Source organism: Neoroseomonas lacus (genome assembly GCF_014644535.1).
Lineage (GTDB): Bacteria > Pseudomonadota > Alphaproteobacteria > Acetobacterales > Acetobacteraceae > Neoroseomonas > Neoroseomonas lacus.
On record NZ_BMKW01000004.1, the window covers coordinates 189,364 to 204,589 of the forward strand.

14 protein-coding genes are annotated in these 15,226 nt (G+C 68.9%); 9 read left to right on the plus strand and 5 right to left on the minus strand.

Features of this window, described 5'->3' with window-relative positions; all coding sequences use genetic code 11:
• The first annotated feature begins 18 nt into the window (after nucleotides 1-18).
• Nucleotides 19-966 (plus strand): LysR family transcriptional regulator, encoded by a 948-nt coding sequence (locus IEY36_RS09535; protein ID WP_188966820.1) that lies wholly within the window; start codon nucleotides 19-21, stop codon nucleotides 964-966.
• Between the two features lie 376 nt (nucleotides 967-1,342).
• On the opposite strand, the gene IEY36_RS09540 is transcribed toward IEY36_RS09535, so the two are convergent.
• The 3 genes from IEY36_RS09540 to IEY36_RS09550 form a co-directional block, all read right to left on the minus strand.
• Nucleotides 1,343-2,575: a CaiB/BaiF CoA transferase family protein gene (locus IEY36_RS09540; protein ID WP_229681226.1), complete on the minus strand. Its 1,233-nt coding sequence runs from the start codon at nucleotides 2,573-2,575 to the stop codon at nucleotides 1,343-1,345.
• Nucleotides 2,576-2,653: 78 nt separating this feature from the next.
• On the minus strand, nucleotides 2,654-3,445 hold the full coding sequence (locus IEY36_RS09545; protein ID WP_229681227.1) for a CoA-transferase: 792 nt from the start codon (nucleotides 3,443-3,445) through the stop codon (nucleotides 2,654-2,656).
• Nucleotides 3,442-4,272: a CoA transferase subunit A gene (locus IEY36_RS09550; RefSeq protein ID WP_188966821.1), complete on the minus strand. Its 831-nt coding sequence runs from the start codon at nucleotides 4,270-4,272 to the stop codon at nucleotides 3,442-3,444. The genes IEY36_RS09545 and IEY36_RS09550 overlap by 4 nt, the downstream gene beginning before the upstream one ends.
• 14 nt (nucleotides 4,273-4,286) lie before the next feature.
• Between IEY36_RS09550 and IEY36_RS09555 the strand changes: the two genes are divergently transcribed.
• The 4 genes from IEY36_RS09555 to IEY36_RS09570 all read left to right on the plus strand — a co-directional run bounded on the left by IEY36_RS09555 (nucleotide 4,287) and on the right by IEY36_RS09570 (nucleotide 6,485).
• On the plus strand, nucleotides 4,287-4,880 hold the full coding sequence (locus tag IEY36_RS09555) for a GNAT family N-acetyltransferase (RefSeq protein ID WP_229681228.1): 594 nt from the start codon (nucleotides 4,287-4,289) through the stop codon (nucleotides 4,878-4,880).
• A gap of 38 nt (nucleotides 4,881-4,918) precedes the next feature.
• Nucleotides 4,919-5,332 (plus strand): hypothetical protein, encoded by a 414-nt coding sequence (locus IEY36_RS09560; protein ID WP_188966822.1) that lies wholly within the window; start codon nucleotides 4,919-4,921, stop codon nucleotides 5,330-5,332.
• A gap of 173 nt (nucleotides 5,333-5,505) precedes the next feature.
• Complete coding sequence (locus IEY36_RS09565; RefSeq protein ID WP_188966823.1) at nucleotides 5,506-6,003, plus strand: flavin reductase; 498 nt, start codon at nucleotides 5,506-5,508, stop codon at nucleotides 6,001-6,003.
• Between the two features lie 311 nt (nucleotides 6,004-6,314).
• Nucleotides 6,315-6,485, plus strand: a complete 171-nt coding sequence (locus IEY36_RS09570; protein ID WP_188966824.1) for a hypothetical protein — start codon at nucleotides 6,315-6,317, stop codon at nucleotides 6,483-6,485.
• A gap of 199 nt (nucleotides 6,486-6,684) precedes the next feature.
• Here the strand turns inward: IEY36_RS09570 and IEY36_RS09575 are convergent, their stop codons facing one another.
• On the minus strand, nucleotides 6,685-8,247 hold the full coding sequence (locus tag IEY36_RS09575) for a sulfatase-like hydrolase/transferase (protein WP_188966825.1): 1,563 nt from the start codon (nucleotides 8,245-8,247) through the stop codon (nucleotides 6,685-6,687).
• 297 nt (nucleotides 8,248-8,544) lie between these two features.
• Here IEY36_RS09575 and IEY36_RS09580 point away from each other — a divergent pair, with 297 nt between their 5' ends.
• Together IEY36_RS09580 and IEY36_RS09585 are read left to right on the plus strand one after the other, a co-directional pair.
• The gene (locus IEY36_RS09580) at nucleotides 8,545-9,129 is read left to right on the plus strand and encodes a PadR family transcriptional regulator (RefSeq protein ID WP_188966826.1); all 585 of its coding nucleotides are present in this window, start codon (nucleotides 8,545-8,547) and stop codon (nucleotides 9,127-9,129) included.
• Nucleotides 9,129-9,422, plus strand: a complete 294-nt coding sequence (locus IEY36_RS09585) for a DUF2218 domain-containing protein (RefSeq protein ID WP_188966827.1) — start codon at nucleotides 9,129-9,131, stop codon at nucleotides 9,420-9,422. The genes IEY36_RS09580 and IEY36_RS09585 overlap by 1 nt, the downstream gene beginning before the upstream one ends.
• A 299-nt stretch (nucleotides 9,423-9,721) precedes the next feature.
• Here the strand turns inward: IEY36_RS09585 and IEY36_RS09590 are convergent, their stop codons facing one another.
• Nucleotides 9,722-10,843 (minus strand): branched-chain amino acid ABC transporter substrate-binding protein, encoded by a 1,122-nt coding sequence (locus IEY36_RS09590; RefSeq protein WP_188966828.1) that lies wholly within the window; start codon nucleotides 10,841-10,843, stop codon nucleotides 9,722-9,724.
• A gap of 224 nt (nucleotides 10,844-11,067) precedes the next feature.
• Here IEY36_RS09590 and IEY36_RS09595 point away from each other — a divergent pair, with 224 nt between their 5' ends.
• Entirely contained in the window at nucleotides 11,068-12,084 is a 1,017-nt protein-coding gene (locus IEY36_RS09595) for an SH3 domain-containing protein (RefSeq protein ID WP_188966829.1), read from the plus strand.
• Between the two features lie 3 nt (nucleotides 12,085-12,087).
• Nucleotides 12,088-15,186 carry a caspase family protein gene (locus IEY36_RS09600; RefSeq protein ID WP_188966830.1) on the plus strand — a complete coding sequence of 1,033 codons (3,099 nt, stop codon included), beginning with the start codon at nucleotides 12,088-12,090 and terminating at the stop codon, nucleotides 15,184-15,186.
• Nucleotides 15,187-15,226: the final 40 nt, after the last annotated feature.

Sequence of the window (15,226 nt, forward strand, 5' to 3'; positions counted from 1 at the left end):
TGGCTCATGAGCTGCAACGTGACGCTCCGCCAACTCCGCGCCTTCCTCACCGTCGCGCGCGAACGCAGCTTCACCCGCGCCGCCGCCCAACTGCACGTCACTCAAAGCGCCCTGACCGTCAGCATCAAATCCCTGGAGGCGGAACTCGGCCTGAAACTGCTCGACCGCAGCACCCGCTCCGTCACGCCGACTCTGCATGGCGAACGCTTCCTCACCCTCGCCGAGCGCATGCTCGAGGAAATGGAACAGGCGCTCGACGACCTGCAGGCTCACGCCCGGCGCGAACGCGGCCTGGTCGTCGTCGCCGCCACCGCCTCCCTCGTCAGCCACGCCTTGGCCCCAGCCCTCGGCGTGCTGAACCGCCGCCACCCCGGCATCCTTGTCCGCATCCTTGAAGCCAATACCGGCGAGGCCACCCGCCGCCTGCTTTCGGGCGAGGCCGACATCATCCTGACCACCCTGCTCGAACCCGACCCGGCGATGGACGCCGTGCCGCTGCTGCGCGACCGCTTCGGCGTCGCCTGCGCCCCCGGCCACAAGCTGCTTGCCGGCGCGGGACCGCTCGACTGGTCCGCCCTGCGCGACCAGCCGCTGCTCAGCCTCGGCAGCGAAAGCGGCATCCGCGCCCTGCTGGAACGCCAGGCGCCATCCTGGCTCGCCCACCCTCGCGCGCGGCACGAGGTCTCGAGCGTCGGCGGGCTGCGCAGCCTGATCCGCCAGGGCATCGGCGTCGCCGCCCTGCCGGCCCTCGCCGCCCTGCCGATGCGCGAGGACGGGTTGGGCTTCCGCCCGCTCGCACCCGCCGTCTACCGCACCGTCTATCTCGCCCGGCGGCAGGGGCGCTCGCCCACCCCGGCGACTTCGGCCCTGGTCGCGCTGCTGTTGGACCAGGTGGCGCTGCTGGCGGATGAGACGATCGAGGCGTTGGCCGTACCGGAGGAATTGCGGCGGATGGGGTTCGGGTGACGGCGCGCGTCCTTGGAGAGGGGCTCTGCCCCTCTCCAAACCTCACCCCGCCACGGGTAGCCGCCACGGCAGTCCCGCGCGCCATACGGCACCGCGACACCCAGGCCACCAGAATGGCTCGCCCCCCTGAATCCCCTGGCATCCCACCAATGTTCTTGATATGTTCCAATTATCAACCGACGCCGCTCCTCTTGCGGCCATCCAACTGCCAAAACGGCTTAAGGGTTTAAAATCCTAAAATCTTAGAGTGCGCAATATCGATACCCTGGGCCTTCAAAGCTCCACACCCACCAGCCGGCACCAAGTCAAGGTGTCCAGAGGCCCTTAGGCCTTTGGTGGGGTAGTCCGGAGGGGCAAAGCCCCTCCGGCCTTTTTCTTACTTCCGTCGTGTGCCGACGATCACCCCGTCATTCTCCAGCCCGGCGATTTCCTCGGCGGTAAATCCCCGCCCGAGCAGCACATCCCGCCCGTGCTGATTGAACCGCGGTGGTGCCGTCCGCGCCCCGCCGGGCGTGCGCGACAGCTTGATCGGCGTATTCAGCGCCCGGAAGTCGCCGATCTGCGCCACCATGTTGCGGAAGGCGGTGTGTTCGGCGGCCATTGCTTCGTCGACATGCAGCACCGGCCCGGCCGGCAGCCCGGCGGCGAGCATCCGCCGCGTCAGCTCATGCCCATCCTCATCGGCGAAGCGGGCATTCAACACCTCGGTCAGCGCCGCCTTGTTGACGACGCGCTCGCCATTGGTGGCGAAGCGTGGGTCCTTCGCGACCTCGGGAATCTCGAGGAACGCACAGAACTTGCGGAAGGCGGGATCGTTGCCGGCGGCGACGAAGATCTCGCAGGTCTTGGTCTTGAACTTGGAATAGGGCGCGAGGTTCGGGTGCGGGTTGCCCGTCGCCATCGGCCGCTTGCCCGAGAGGAAGAAATTCGCCGCGTGTGGATGCAGCAGCGCCATGCCGCAATCATGCAGCGTCATGTCGCAATACTGGCCGCGGCCGGAGGCGGTGCGTTCATGCAGCGCCATCAGGATGGCGATGGTGCTGAACAGCCCGGTCGCGATGTCCACGATCGGATTGCCGAGGCGCGTCGGCCCGGAAGTCTCCGTCCCGTTGATCGACATCAGCCCGACCATCGCCTGCAGCACGGCGTCATAGCCTGGGAAGCCGCCGAGCGGACCCTCGCCGCCGAAGCCGGAAACGCGGCAATGGATCAGGCGCGGGAACTTCTTGGACAGCACCTCCTCATAGCCGAGGCCCCACCTTTCCATTGAGCCTGGCTTGAAGTTCTCAATGAGCACATCGGCGCCGTCGAGCAGGCGCATCAGCACCTCGCGCCCCGCCGGCTTGGACAGGTCGAGCCCAACCGACCGCTTGTTGCGGTTCACGCCGACGAAATAGGAGGCATCGCCATCGGCGTTGAAGGGAGGGCCCCAGTCGCGGACTTCGTCACCCTGCGGCGGTTCGAGCTTGATGACTTCGGCGCCGTGGTCGGACAGCACCATGGTGCAGTAGGGCCCACCGAGCACGCGGGTGAGGTCCACCACGCGCAGCCCCGCCAGCGCGCCGGGGGAGAGTGTCATCCCGCTTGCGATCGCCGCGTTGTCGTCCATGAACGATTTTCCCTTCGAATACGGGCGGAAGATGCGTCAGCGGGCGGCGTTTGTCGAACCGCCCGCGCGCGGTGGAAATCAGGCCGCCTCGGCGCGGCGGCCCCAGATTCGGGCGCAGAATTCCGGGTAGGTCTCGACCATCTCGTCGCACACCGTCCCGCGCAGCAAGGCGAGTTCCGCCTCGCTCGGGTCGGGCGTGGCGGGGACCTCGCCCTCCACGTCGAAGGGGAAGCCGGTGGCCTCGCGCACGCTGTCGACCGTCTCGCCGGGGTGCAGGCTTTCCAGCGAAAAGCGCGCGCGGTCCGGATGGAAGCGGAACACGCACTTCCCGGTCACCAGCGCCTGCGCCGTGCCGCGGCGGAACACGCCGGGGGCGGAGACGCCGGGGGCGGAGATGTTGTCCACCTTCTCGACCAGCACGCGCGGCGAATGTTCCTCGCGGAACAGGATGGTGCGCGGCGTCATGAAGTACATGAAGGCCGAACCGAACGACCCCGGAAACCGCACGCCCATCCCCGGCCATTCCCCGGTGCCAACCAGGTTGAGGTTCGCTTGCCCGTCGATCTGGCCGCCGCCGAGGAAGAACAGGTCGATCCGCCCCTGGCCGGTCAGGTCGAACAATTCGCGCGTGCCTTCGGTGAAAGGATTGCCGCTGCGCTTGTGCAGCAGGGAGAGCTTCACCGGATGGCCCATCAGTTTCACCAGCCAGCAGGCGGCCGCCGGCATGGGCGAGGCTGCACCGACGGCGATGTGGCGCGCCGGCGGGGCCGAGGGGTCCATGATCAGCCGCGCCAAGGTGGCGATCAGTCGTTCTTCCGGGGCGATGGCCGGGTGCATCGCGGCGCGGCCCTGATGATCGGACGCGCTCATTCCGCCGCGACCTTCTGCGCGGCACCGAAGACTTCGCGGTCGAGCCAGGCGCGGAAGCCCTCCTCGGTCTTCGCCGCGCGCGCGTAGTCGGCGACATAGGCGGCATCGAAGCCGTATTCGTCGAGCAACGCGACCGGATGCGCGCCGCGTTCGGCGATCGCCGTCGCAGTGATGTACGTGCTGCTGATGGCGCCCGGCGCCAGCTTCTCATTCTCGAGGAAATTGCCCTCGACGAAGCGTTCCACCGTCACCAACGCGGCCTTCGACGCATGCGCGATGGTCGCGCATTCGCGCCGGCGGCCGAGCCAGACATTGCCCTCGCTGTCGGCCATGGCGGCGTGGAAGATGGCGAAGTCGGGTTGCCGCGCGGGCAACAGGACGATCGGGTCCTCGCCATCCTCGGCAAAGGGGTTCGGGACCACCTTCCAATCCGGCCGGTTGGCCAGGATGTCGGAGCCAATGATGCCGCGCAGCGCCATGAAGGGGATGCCCTTCTCGGAGGCCTGCAACATGGAATGGATGGCCGGGCAGGTGGCGTCGCGCAGGATGAGGCGCCCCTCGCGCAGCGCCGCCGAGAAGCGCGGAGCGAAGCCCGCTTCGCCGAGCGACACGGCGGAGGTTTCCAGCTCCGCCACGCAGCCGGCGCCGATCAGGATGTCGGTCGCGAAGCCCGAAACCGGCACGCCGAGCAGGCGCAGGTTGCGCGCCCCCCGGCGGATCAGCGCCTTGGCGATGGCGACCGATGGCAGGGAATTGTCCGGCGGCATGGCCAGCAGCGCCCCATCGGGCACCAGGGCGGCAAGGGCGTCTGCTGAGGGCAGCATCATGGGGTGGTTCCTCCGTGACCCATGCTACTACGCCGCCGGGCCGCGCCCGGCTAGATTTGCGCGGCATGACACCGGTCACATTGCATACGCCGCGCCTGACCCTGCGCCCCTGGCGCACGCAGGATCTCGACCCGCTCTTCGCTCTCAATGGCGACGCGGACAGCATGCGGCACTTCCCCGCGGTGCTGACCCGGGCCGAGAGCGACGCCTGGGCGGCGCGGCTGCAGGCCCATATCGACGCCCATGGCTGGGGCTTCTGGGTGGTGGAGGAACGCGGCGGCGCGCTCTTCGTTGGCGTGGTCGGGCTGATGACCATTCCCTGGCAGGCGCGCTTCACGCCGGCGGTCGAAGTCGGCTGGCGCATTGGCGCGAACCATCGGCGGCGCGGCTTCGCCGAGGAAGCGGCGCGCGCCGCGCTCGACTTCGGCTTCGCCACGCTGGGGCTGGCCGAGATCGTCGCCTTCACCATCCCGGCCAACGAACCGTCTTGGCGGTTGATGGAACGGCTCGGCATGACCGCAGATGGGCGTTTCGAGCATCCTCGCCTGCCGGAGGGTCATCCGATGCGCCAACACCTGCTCTATCGCCTGGCGGCGCCGGGACGGTAGGATCGTTGCACAACATCGCGAGCCGGCAGGAGGATACCGTGTCCCGCTTCAAGCATTTCGCCCTCGCTACGCTGCTGGGCATGGCGGCGCTGCCCGCCACAGCGGCGATGGTGTCCACCGCCTGGGTCCAGCTGGCCTCGACCAACCAGGATGACTGCATCGCGACCGGTGAGCGTGCCGTCGCGGCGGCCGGCTTCCAGACCAATGTCTCGCGTGATCGTCAGAGCATCTTCGGCTGGCGTGGCGATGAAGCGCTGACCGTGCGCTGCATCGGCGCCCAGCGCGTCGCCGCGATCTTCGCCTGGGTGACCGACCAGTCCAATGACAGCGCCCAACTGGTCGAGGCCGTCGCCCAGGCCTATCGCGTCCGCCAGGCACCGCGTGGCGGCAACCTCACCGGTGGCGGCGGAGGCGGCAACCTGACCGGCGGCGGCGGCGTGGTGAAGCGCTGAGCAGCGCCGCTGCCAACGCGGGCAGCGTGGCCCGCCACGGGCCTGCGGCATGCAGAATCACGGCCCCGCGCGACGATCGAAGGGTTGCGCGATGGCCGTGTCACGCGCACGTCTTGGGCGGGTTGTTTCATCATTCAGGGGCCGGGATCCCGGTCGGCGAGGGGCTTTCCGCAATGTCCGTGACACGTCAGGAATTCCGCGATGCCATGGCGCGTCTCGGGGCCGCTGTGAACATCGTCACCACCGATGGGCCGGCCGGTCTCGGCGGTCTGACCGTGAGCGCCGTCTGCTCGGTCACCGATGATCCGCCGACCTTGCTGGTCTGCCTCAATCGCGGCAGCCCGCAAAACCGGTTGTTCAAGGATAACGGGGTGCTCTGCGTGAACAGCCTGGCGCCGGGGCAGGAGGAGCTGTCAGGGCGATTCGCCGGTCGTTCCGCCGAGGCCGACATGACCGAACGCTTTTCCCATGCGAGCTGGGGGTTGCTCGAGACCGGCTCGCCGGTGCTCGATGGCGCCGCCGTCTCGTTCGATTGCCGGATTGCCGAGGTGATCGAGCGCGGCACCCACAGCGTGATCTTCGCCGAGGTCGAGGCGGTGCGGCAGGGCGCGGCCTCGCGCGGGCTGATCTGGTTCAGCCGGGACTATCACGCGATCGGCGTGGGGTCGTAATCGGGCCTCGTCCGCCGACTTGGCTTGCGCGCCATGCACGGTTGCGCTGGCCGCAGCGCTCGCGGCCCGAGGCATGCGCGATGCATCGATGGCGGCCCCGGCAGATGGTGCCGATCAGCCGGCATCCGGCAATCGGTTCGACGCCCGCAATCGGTCGCACCATGGGCGCGGTGCCAAGGGCCCCAGATGCGGCCCGGCCGGCCTCGGTGAATCAGAAATCGAGTACGCATTCCACCCATGCGAAGGTCGCAAAGGCGCCGTAAACGGTTTGCACTCTATCTTCTTCGCAGGTGCAACCGAGGAGCCCGTTGATGACTGAAGTGAAGGTGGAATTGCCTGATAGCCTGGCCGCGGAGATCGCCCGCCGTGCCGCGGCGCTCGGCACCACCGCCGAGGAGTGGGTGTCGGCCGTGCTGCTGGACGTTGCCGCCGACCTACCTGAGGAGACCGTCGACGGGCCGGATAGCTGGATCGCCCGCTGAAGCAGTTCGCGTTCGGATGACCTCATCCGAACGCGTGACGATGCCCGTCAACGATGGGCTGGGGCAGGCGGCGTGAAGGCAGCTTGCGCTGGAGCGGCTTCCGATCGCTCCGGCTCACGAAACCCTCTCTGGCCTGCTGCTTTCTCGAGCATTTTCACCCGATCAGGTGATTCCACCTGTCTGGGATCTGCTCCAAGCATCACCACTCGCCGTAGTGGACGCCGGCCGCCTTATGTCGGTCGGTACGCAGTTCGGCTTCCGCCCAGGTTAGCGTGGTCCGGCGTTTCAGCCCGGTGAACCAGGCCAGCAGCCGCTCGCGCATTGCCTCGCGCACGCCTTCGAGCAACGGGTCGGCGCCGAGGTCGTGGAATTCCTGGGGGTCGGCCAACAGGTCGAACAGCATCGGCCGCAGCCCATCCGTCCAATGGACGTATTTCCAGCGATCGGTGCGCACCATCCAGGCGTGATGCTGCCCGGTTTTGAGGCCGAGCCGCCGCCGCGCGCCGCGGAAGGTCCAGTCCAGCTCGCTGAACACGGCATCGCGCCATGCCGGCGCATCGCCGCGGGTCAGCGGCAGCAGGGAGCGTCCCTCCACCACATGCTCCGCCGGATCGAGGCCGAGCGCGTCGAGAATGGTCGGCACCACATCGATCGCCTCGACGAAGCGGTCATCGACCGTGCCGCGCGTGCCGTCCGCCGCCGAGGAAGGATCGACCAGCAGGAAGGGCACGCGCTGGATGCAATCGTGGAACAGCTCCTTCTCGCCGAGCCAGTGGTCACCGAGATAATCGCCATGGTCGGAGGTGAAGACGACCAGCGTGTCCTCCCACCGCCCGAGCCGGTCCAGCGTCTCCATCACCCGGCCCAGATGATGGTCGAGCTGCGCGATCAGCCCCTGATAGGCCGGGCGGACCGTTGCGATGCACTCGTCGTTCTGGAAGGATTGCGCGACCTCCTCATTCTGGAACTCACGCAGCACCGAATGCGCCGCCTCGCCGCGCTCGCCTGCGTCGCGTGACACCGGCAGGCATTGCTCGGCTCTGAACATCGCGTGCCACGGCGCCGGCGCGATATACGGCCAATGCGGCTTCACATAGGACAGGTGCAGCACCCAGGGCTGGTCGCCCTGCTGCTCCATGAAGTCGATGGCGCGGTCGGTGGTGTAGGCGGTCTCGCTGTGCTCGTCGCGCACCCGCGCCGGATAGCGCGCGTTGCGCATCATCCAGCCATTCCGCGTTTCGCCATTCTCGTCGGTCACGGCGATGACGTAGTCGGTCCATGGGTCGCGGCTGTCATAGCCCTGGGCGCGTAGCCAGTCGGCATAGGCGCTGTGCGTCTCCGCATGGTGGCCGTCATGGCGATCGACCAGGGTGAACCAGCCCTCGCGCAGCAGCACCGCGAGTTCGTCCTGGCCATCGAGCAGCAGCCGCTTCATGCCGCGCGCATCGGGGAGCATGTGCGTCTTGCCGGCCAGCGCGAGCGTCCGCCCGCTCTCGCGCAGATGCCAGCCCAGCGTGACCTCGCCGACCGACAGAGGCACGCGGTTATGCGTGGCACCATGGGAGGAGACGTAGCGGCCGGTATAGGCGCTCATCCGCGACGGCCCGCAGATGCCCGACTGCACATAGGCCTGCGCGAAGCGGACGCCGCGCGCGGCCAGCGCATCAATGTTCGGCGTGCGGAGGAAGGGATGGCCGGCACAGCCGAGGTGATCCCAGCGCAGCTGGTCGCACATGATGTAGAGCACGTTGCGTATCGTCATGCGCGGTCGCGATCCCCGGTTTCCCCAACGCGCCAGGGTAGGGGGATTGCGCGGGATGGGGGAGGGCGCGGTGTTCGTTGGGGAGAGCTCCACCCTCCCCAAACCCCTTCGGCCAGGGCGCTGCACTGGACCCGCCAAAGGCCCGAGGCCTTTGGAAACAATGACCTGGCACCCAATCCGAAGACTCGCGGGAACGTGATAATGAGGCGCTGGATTCAGACTGTATTTCGATATATCTAAGAAATCGCTATATCGAAATACGGTCGATATACGCGTTCAGAACAGGTACCAAACCCCATGAGACACGCCCACCACGGGCATCGCGAACACGGCCATGGCTGTCGCTTCGCCCGCCCCGACCGGCCCGAGGACGGCCATCATGGCGGCCGTGGCCGCCACGGCGGCGGCCGCTCCGGCCTCGGTCGCTTCTTCGCCCATGGCGACCTCCGCCTGGTCATCCTCGCCCTGATCGCCGAGAAGCCGCGCCACGGCTACGAGATCATCAAGGCCATCGAGGAACGCGTCGGCGGCAGCTACAGCCCATCGCCCGGCGTCATCTACCCGACGCTGACCCTGCTCGAGGAACTCGGCTACGTCACCGTCGCCACCCCGGCCGAAGGCGGCCGCAAGTTGCATGAGGTCACCGACCAGGGTCGCGCCTTCCTCGAGGCGAATCGTCCGACCCTCGACGCCCTGCTCGCCCGCATGGACGAAGCCGGTCGCGCCCAGGGCGGCGGCCCCGCCCCGCAGGTCGTCCGCGCCATGGAAAACCTGAAACTGGCGCTGCGCATGCGCATGGCGCGCGGTCCGCTCACCACGGAGCAGGCCGATGCCGTCGCCGCCGCCCTCGACGCCGCGGCGACCGGCGTGGAGCGCAGCTGATGCACGTCATCTCGGAAGCGCGCGTTGCGACCGATGTGCCGCGCCGCTACCTCGGCCAGCTCTGCAAGCACTTCCAGCACAAGCTGCCGGTGGAACTGACCGAAACACAGGGGCGCATCGCATTCCCGATGGGCGTCTGCACGCTCGATGCGGCAGCGCTGCCCGGTACGCTGCTGATGCGCGCCGCGGCGGCGGATGAGACGGCGTTGGGCAGACTGGAGGAGGTGGTCGGCCGCCACCTCGAACGCTTCGCCTTCCGTGAGGCGCCGGCGGTGCAATGGGTCCGGTCATGACGCGAATACGCAGAAGGCCCCGGCGGTGTCCCGCCGGAGCCTTCCCATCGCGTGGCCGGTACGCGGCCCGCGAAGCCCTGGTGACCCGCGAGGTGTCGTCCGAGCCGTTCGATGAATGCCTGCGGACCTCGCGGCCCGCTGCGCATCGACGGCTCAGACCCCCGCGGTGATCCGGGCCACGGGCGCGACAGCCCGAATAATGCGATGAGACACCGGATCACCTCCTTTCGGTTGTTGACGACTGCGCGAAGTCTGCGCCTTCGCCACCGCAGCAAGCAAGCGTTTCGACGTGCCCCGCGTCACGAAACCTCGGCGTAGGCCCCGTTGCGCCACACATAGAAGACGTAGTCCGGCACTGTCACATCGCCCTTCGGCGTGAAGGAGATCGGGCCGAGCACCGTCTGCCACGGCCCTTCGGCCTTGAGCACCGCCGCAAGACGCCGCGCATCCGTGGTGTTCGCCTTCTTCGCAGCCTCCGCGAAGATCTGGATCGCGGCATAGGTGTAGAGGACATAGCCCTCCGGATCGACGTTGCGGGCCCGGAAGCGTGCCACCACCTCGGCCGCGGTCGGGCGCCGGCGGGGGTCGGAACTGAAGGTCATCAGCGTGCCTTCGCCGGCCGCGCCGCTGATCTGCCAGAACTCATTGGTCACCAGCGCGTCGCCGCCGATCAGGGTGACATTCATCCCCTGTTCCTTGGCCTGCCGGACGATCAGCCCCGCTTCGGTATGGTAGCCCCCAAGATAAATGACATCGATGTTCGCCGCCTTCATGCGCGACACGATGGCGCTGTAGTCGCGCTCACCGGGCGTGTAGGCGGCGTACATCGTCTCCTGCATGCCGCCGGCGTTCATCGCCTTCTTTGTCTCATCCGCCAGGCCTTTGCCGTAGGCGGAGTTGTCATGAAGGATCGCCACCTTCTTGTTGCGCATGTTCGCCAGGATATAGGCGCCGGCCACCATGCCCTGCTGGTCGTCGCGACCGCAGACGCGGAAGGTGTTCCACTTGCCTTCGTCGGTGAAGCGCGGATTGGTCGAGGCCGGCGACATCTGCAGCACGCCTTCCTCGGCATAGACATCGCGCGCCGGGATGGATGAACCCGAGCAGAAATGCCCGGCGACGAACACCACCCGCCGCCCGGCGAGCTGGTTCGCGACAGAGACCGCCTGGCGCGGGTCGCAGGCATCGTCGCCGACCTCGAGCGCAAGCTGGCGGCCGAGCACGCCGCCGGCGGCGTTGATGTCGGTGACCGCCTGGGTGGCGCCTTCACGCATCTGGGTGCCGAAGGACGCGTTCTGCCCTGTCATCGGCCCGGCGGTAGCGATGCGGATCGGGCCCGAAGCGCCCTGCGCGAAGGCGTCCCGCCCGATCGTCAGGGTGCCGAGGCCAGCGCCGAGCACCAGCCTGCGTGTCGTGACCATGTTGTTGTCCCTTCGTTGAAGCCGGCCGCTCCTGCCCCCATGGCCTGCGCGGTCCTTTGTGGGGCAAGGTTAGATCACTTCCCGACCGGGAGGGAATTACGCTGACGAGTACGACCTTCGCGGCGTGGCCGGTGACCCGGTGCACGCAATGTGATGCGTCGTACTGGCAGAAGATGTGTCGGCCTGTTACGCTGTCTCACCGTCCTTCTCCGGGAGTATTTTTGATGCGTTCCTCCCTTCGCCGCCCGGTGGCCAGCATCACCGCGGCCGTCATGCTCGCGGGCTGCGTATCGACGCAGGCTGGCCGTATCGGGACGGATGACGGGCGTGACGCCTGCCGTGCCTATGTGGTGCAGCTTGATTCGACAGGCGACTTCTACGGCGAGGACATCCTGCGCGGCGCGGCGATCGGTGCCGGCACCGGGGCGATCGCCGGCGGTCTCCTTGCCGCCGCAACGGGACGGCGCGGCAGCGACATCCTCGCTGGGGCGGCGATCGGCGCGCTCGCCGGTGGTGTCATCGGCGGTACCGCCGGTTATATCCAGGCCCGCCAACGCCAGTCGCAGGACCAGGGCGCCCTGGTCCAGGCGGTGGGTGGCGACCTGCAGAACGAGAACCGCCAGCTTGCCGCGACGCAGGTCGCCTTCAACCAGCTGGTCGATTGCCGCGTGAATGCCGCGAACAGCATCCGCTCCGCCGTGCAATCCGGCCGCATGTCGCGCGACCAGGGCCTGGCGCTGATGTCCTACCAGCGCGACCTGATGCGCCGCGACGTCGCCCTCGCCCAGCAGATCAACCAGAAGATCGGCACGCGCGGCGCCGAGTTCGACACCGCGATCGAGACGATCTCCCCGGGCGTCAAGGGCACCGTGCAGGCGCGCCGCGCGGTGACGGCACGGCCGACCACTGCGCGCGTTTCCGCCCCCATCCGCATCCGCCCCGATGCCGGCGCGGCGGAGATCGGCAAGCTCGACCGCAACCAGGCAGTCACCGTGACGCCGGCCGAGGGCAACTTCGCCCGCGTCGAGACCTCCTCGGGCGTCGTCGGCTATGTGCCGGCCAGCGCGGTCGGCGTGCGTGGCCTGGGCACGCCGGAGGCGAGTGTCGGCGGGCGAGGGGCGGATGGCGAGTTCCGCCAGCTCGCGGCCTCGAACATCGCGCGGCGCGACAATTTCTCGGAAAGCGTCGAGAACGCCGACCGGCTGGCGCAGGGCCAGGGCTTCGAGCTGGCCAGCAGCTAAGCCATGATGTGTCGTCGCCTGCTGCCGAGCCTGTGGCTCGCGGCGACACTCGTGGCGACTCTGGGGCTGTCCGGCCCGGCGCTGGCCCAGGCGCCGAATGAGCCGCCACAGCAACCTTTCCTGCGGATCGAGGCCGGGGCCCATATCGCCCCGGTCGCCCGCCTCGCCGTCGATGCGGCGGGCGGGCTGCTGGCGACGGTTTCCGACGACAAGACCCTGCGATTGTGGAACCTGCCCGAAGGCACCCAGCGCATGGTCATCCGTCCGCCGATGGGGACAGAGGCGGAGGGCGAACTCTACGCCGTGGCGCTGACGCCGGATGGGGCGCGGGTGGCGGCCGCCGGTTACACCGCGCAATCCTGGGACGGCAACTTCGCCCTTTATATCTTCGATGTCGCGACGGGACGGCTGCTGGCGCGGCTGCCGGGCCTCGCGGCGCCGGTCCAGCACCTGGCGTTTTCGGCCGATGGCACGCGGCTCGCGGCGGCTCTCGGCGGGCGGGCGGGCATCAAAGTCTGGGACGCGCGCAACGGCCGGGTGCAATTCGAGGACACCGCCTTCGCCGGCCCGACGCGCATGGTTGCCTTCGATGGCGCTGGGCGGCTCGCCGCCAGTTCCGCCGATGGGTCGGTACGGCTTTACGCGCCGGATGGCCGGCGCATCGCGCAGCGCACGCCGGTCCAGGGCGCGCGGCCCTATGGCTTGGCCTTCTCGCCGGAAGGCGCGCTGTTGGTGCTGGGCTACGAGGACCGGCTGCGGGTCGAGGTGCTGTCGACCGCCGATCTGCGCACAGTGTTCGTGCCCGATGTTTCCGGCCTTGCCGGGGAAGGGCTGCCGGCGGTTGCCTGGGCGCATGATGAGCGTGGCGGGCTGCAGCTCTATGCCAGCGGCTATGCCCGTCACAACCGCGCTCCCGGCCCGCAGGGGACGGCACCAAACCGGGTGCCGGCCGCCGGGGCGACGCGGGGTGGCAAGCCGGCTGTGCCAGATGCCGCACCGTCCGCGAGCGGCGGCAGCCGCGGCCTGGTGGTGCGGCAGCAGCAACCGGCTCCTGGCGCGCTACTGGACCCGGCCCTCGTCTCGCCGCCCGATGCGCAGCGCGAATTCATGATTCGTCGCTGGGCCGATTTCGGCTTCGGGGCGGCCTCCGACATCCCGGCTTCACGCGACGCCATCGCGCAGATGGTGCCGCTGCCGCAGGGCGGCCTGGTCTATGCCGCGGCGGATCCAGGATGGGGGCGCATCGCGCCCGATGGCACCCTGGCGGCGGCGCCACGGCCGCCAAGCGCGGATTTCCGCAATACCGGCGTGACGCTGGCCGTTTCCGCGGACGGAACGCAGGTACTGTTCTCGCTGCGGGCGGGCGGCTCGCCGGTCATCTTCGATCCGCTGACCGGCAACCTCAGCGCCTGGGGCGGAGAGGCCGGCTTCGCCACCGCGCGGACCGAGACGCCGCGCATCCGCGTGGTCGACTGGCGCAACTCCAACCGCCCGCGGCTGAACAACGTGCCGCTGCGCCTGGGCGAGGGCGAGTTCGCCCGCTCCCTGGCGATCCTGGTACGGGAGGATGGCTTCCTGCTCGGCACCGACACGCATCTGCGGCTGTTCGATGCGCAGGGCAGGCTGGTCGATTCGATCGCCACGCCGGGCGCGGTCTGGGGACTGACGGTGGCCGGCGACATGGGGGTCGCGGCGCTGGGTGATGGCACGATCCGCTGGTATCGCTTCGAGGCCGGGGCGCTGCGCGAACAGGCTGCGCTGTTCGTCCATGCCGAGACGCTGCGCTGGGTGCTGTGGTCGCCCGAGGGCCTGTTCGACCATGCCGCGAATGGCGGGCAGGAACTGGTTGGCGTCCACCTGAATGGCCGGCGCAACCAGACGCCGGAATGGGCGTCCTTCCAGCAGGCCTATCGCGCGCTTTATGCGCCGCGGGCGGTGCGGTCGCGCATCGCCGGGGATTTCGCACCGGCGCAGGAACGCCTCGTGCAACTGGGCGAGGTGCGCAACCGGATCGGGCGGCTGCCGACGCTGGCGCCGGCCTCGCTCTGTGCCGTGGTGGGGGCGGAATGCCAGGCGATCGCCTGGGATGCGCGCGCCTTGCCGGAGGGGTCGACGGCGTTGCGCATGGGCTTCACGGCAACCGACCGTGGGCTCGGCTTCGGGCCGCTCGACGTGCTGGTGAATGACCGCATCGCGGCACGCGCCGAACCGGGGGTGGGCCAGGCCAGTGTCGAGGTGCCGCTCGACCCCGGCAGCAATCGCATCTCGACGCGGCTTTATGCCAGTGACGGCACCCTGTTCGCCGAAGGCCCGGCGCTGACACTGCGCCGGCCTGGCGAGCCGGAACCACCGGCCGGCGCGGGGCGGCTGGTGGTGCTGGCGATCGGCGTGAACGAATATGCGAAGCCGGACCTCAACCTGCGCTTTGCCGAACCCGACGCGCGGTCGGTGGGCGAGGCGTTGCGTGCCAGCGGAGCTGGGCTGTTCCGCGACGTGGATCTGCGCTTCCTGCCGAGTGCGCGCGCGACGCGCCAAGGCGTGCTCGAGGCGCTGGCGGCGGTGGCGCGCGACACCGGGCCTGCGGATACCTTCATTCTCTACATCGCCGGGCATGGCATCGTGTCACAGCCGGGCAACCACTTCCTGTTCCTGCCCTCTGATGTGCGTGACACCAGCAGCTTCCCCGTGCTGCGGCAGCAGGCGCTGGACGATACGACGCTGGTCGCGGCGCTGGCCCGCATTCGCGCGCGCGACGCCTTTATCCTGATCGACACCTGCTATGCCGGGCAGATCGACATCGACCAGCTGGCCGCGATCGGCAATGACACCGGGCGCTTCCTGCTCGCGGCGTCGTCCTCGGTGCAGGAGGCGCTCGATTCCTACGACGACCGCAATGGCGTGTTTGCCTATGCCCTGATGGAGGGGCTGCGCGGGCGTGCGGCGGTCGATGCGGAAGGGCGGGTGACGGCGCTGGCCTTGGGCGAATGGGTGATGCGCCGTGTGCCGCAGTTGGCGCGCGAGAAGGGGCATCAGCAGAACGCGGTGTTCCGGGCGGCGCAGCGGGACCTGCGGTCCTTCCCCCTGGCGGCGGTGCACCGGTAGAGCGCACATCGCCGACGTCGAGGCGGTACCGTGTTGGCCG

Excerpts from the sequence above, each read along its gene's own strand:
- IEY36_RS09540 (WP_229681226.1), bottom strand. The coding sequence starts at position 2,575 with ATGGACGACAACGCGGCGATCGCAAGCGGGATGACACTCTCCCCCGGC.
- IEY36_RS09545 (WP_229681227.1), bottom strand. The coding sequence starts at position 3,445 with ATGAGCGCGTCCGATCATCAGGGCCGCGCCGCGATGCACCCGGCCATC.
- IEY36_RS09550 (WP_188966821.1), bottom strand. The coding sequence starts at position 4,272 with ATGATGCTGCCCTCAGCAGACGCCCTTGCCGCCCTGGTGCCCGATGGG.
- IEY36_RS09565 (WP_188966823.1), top strand. The coding sequence starts at position 5,506 with ATGTCCGTGACACGTCAGGAATTCCGCGATGCCATGGCGCGTCTCGGG.
- IEY36_RS09570 (WP_188966824.1), top strand. The coding sequence starts at position 6,315 with ATGACTGAAGTGAAGGTGGAATTGCCTGATAGCCTGGCCGCGGAGATC.
- IEY36_RS09575 (WP_188966825.1), bottom strand. The coding sequence starts at position 8,247 with ATGACGATACGCAACGTGCTCTACATCATGTGCGACCAGCTGCGCTGG.
- IEY36_RS09580 (WP_188966826.1), top strand. The coding sequence starts at position 8,545 with ATGAGACACGCCCACCACGGGCATCGCGAACACGGCCATGGCTGTCGC.
- IEY36_RS09585 (WP_188966827.1), top strand. The coding sequence starts at position 9,129 with ATGCACGTCATCTCGGAAGCGCGCGTTGCGACCGATGTGCCGCGCCGC.
- IEY36_RS09590 (WP_188966828.1), bottom strand. The coding sequence starts at position 10,843 with ATGGTCACGACACGCAGGCTGGTGCTCGGCGCTGGCCTCGGCACCCTG.
- IEY36_RS09595 (WP_188966829.1), top strand. The coding sequence starts at position 11,068 with ATGCGTTCCTCCCTTCGCCGCCCGGTGGCCAGCATCACCGCGGCCGTC.
- IEY36_RS09600 (WP_188966830.1), top strand. The coding sequence starts at position 12,088 with ATGATGTGTCGTCGCCTGCTGCCGAGCCTGTGGCTCGCGGCGACACTC.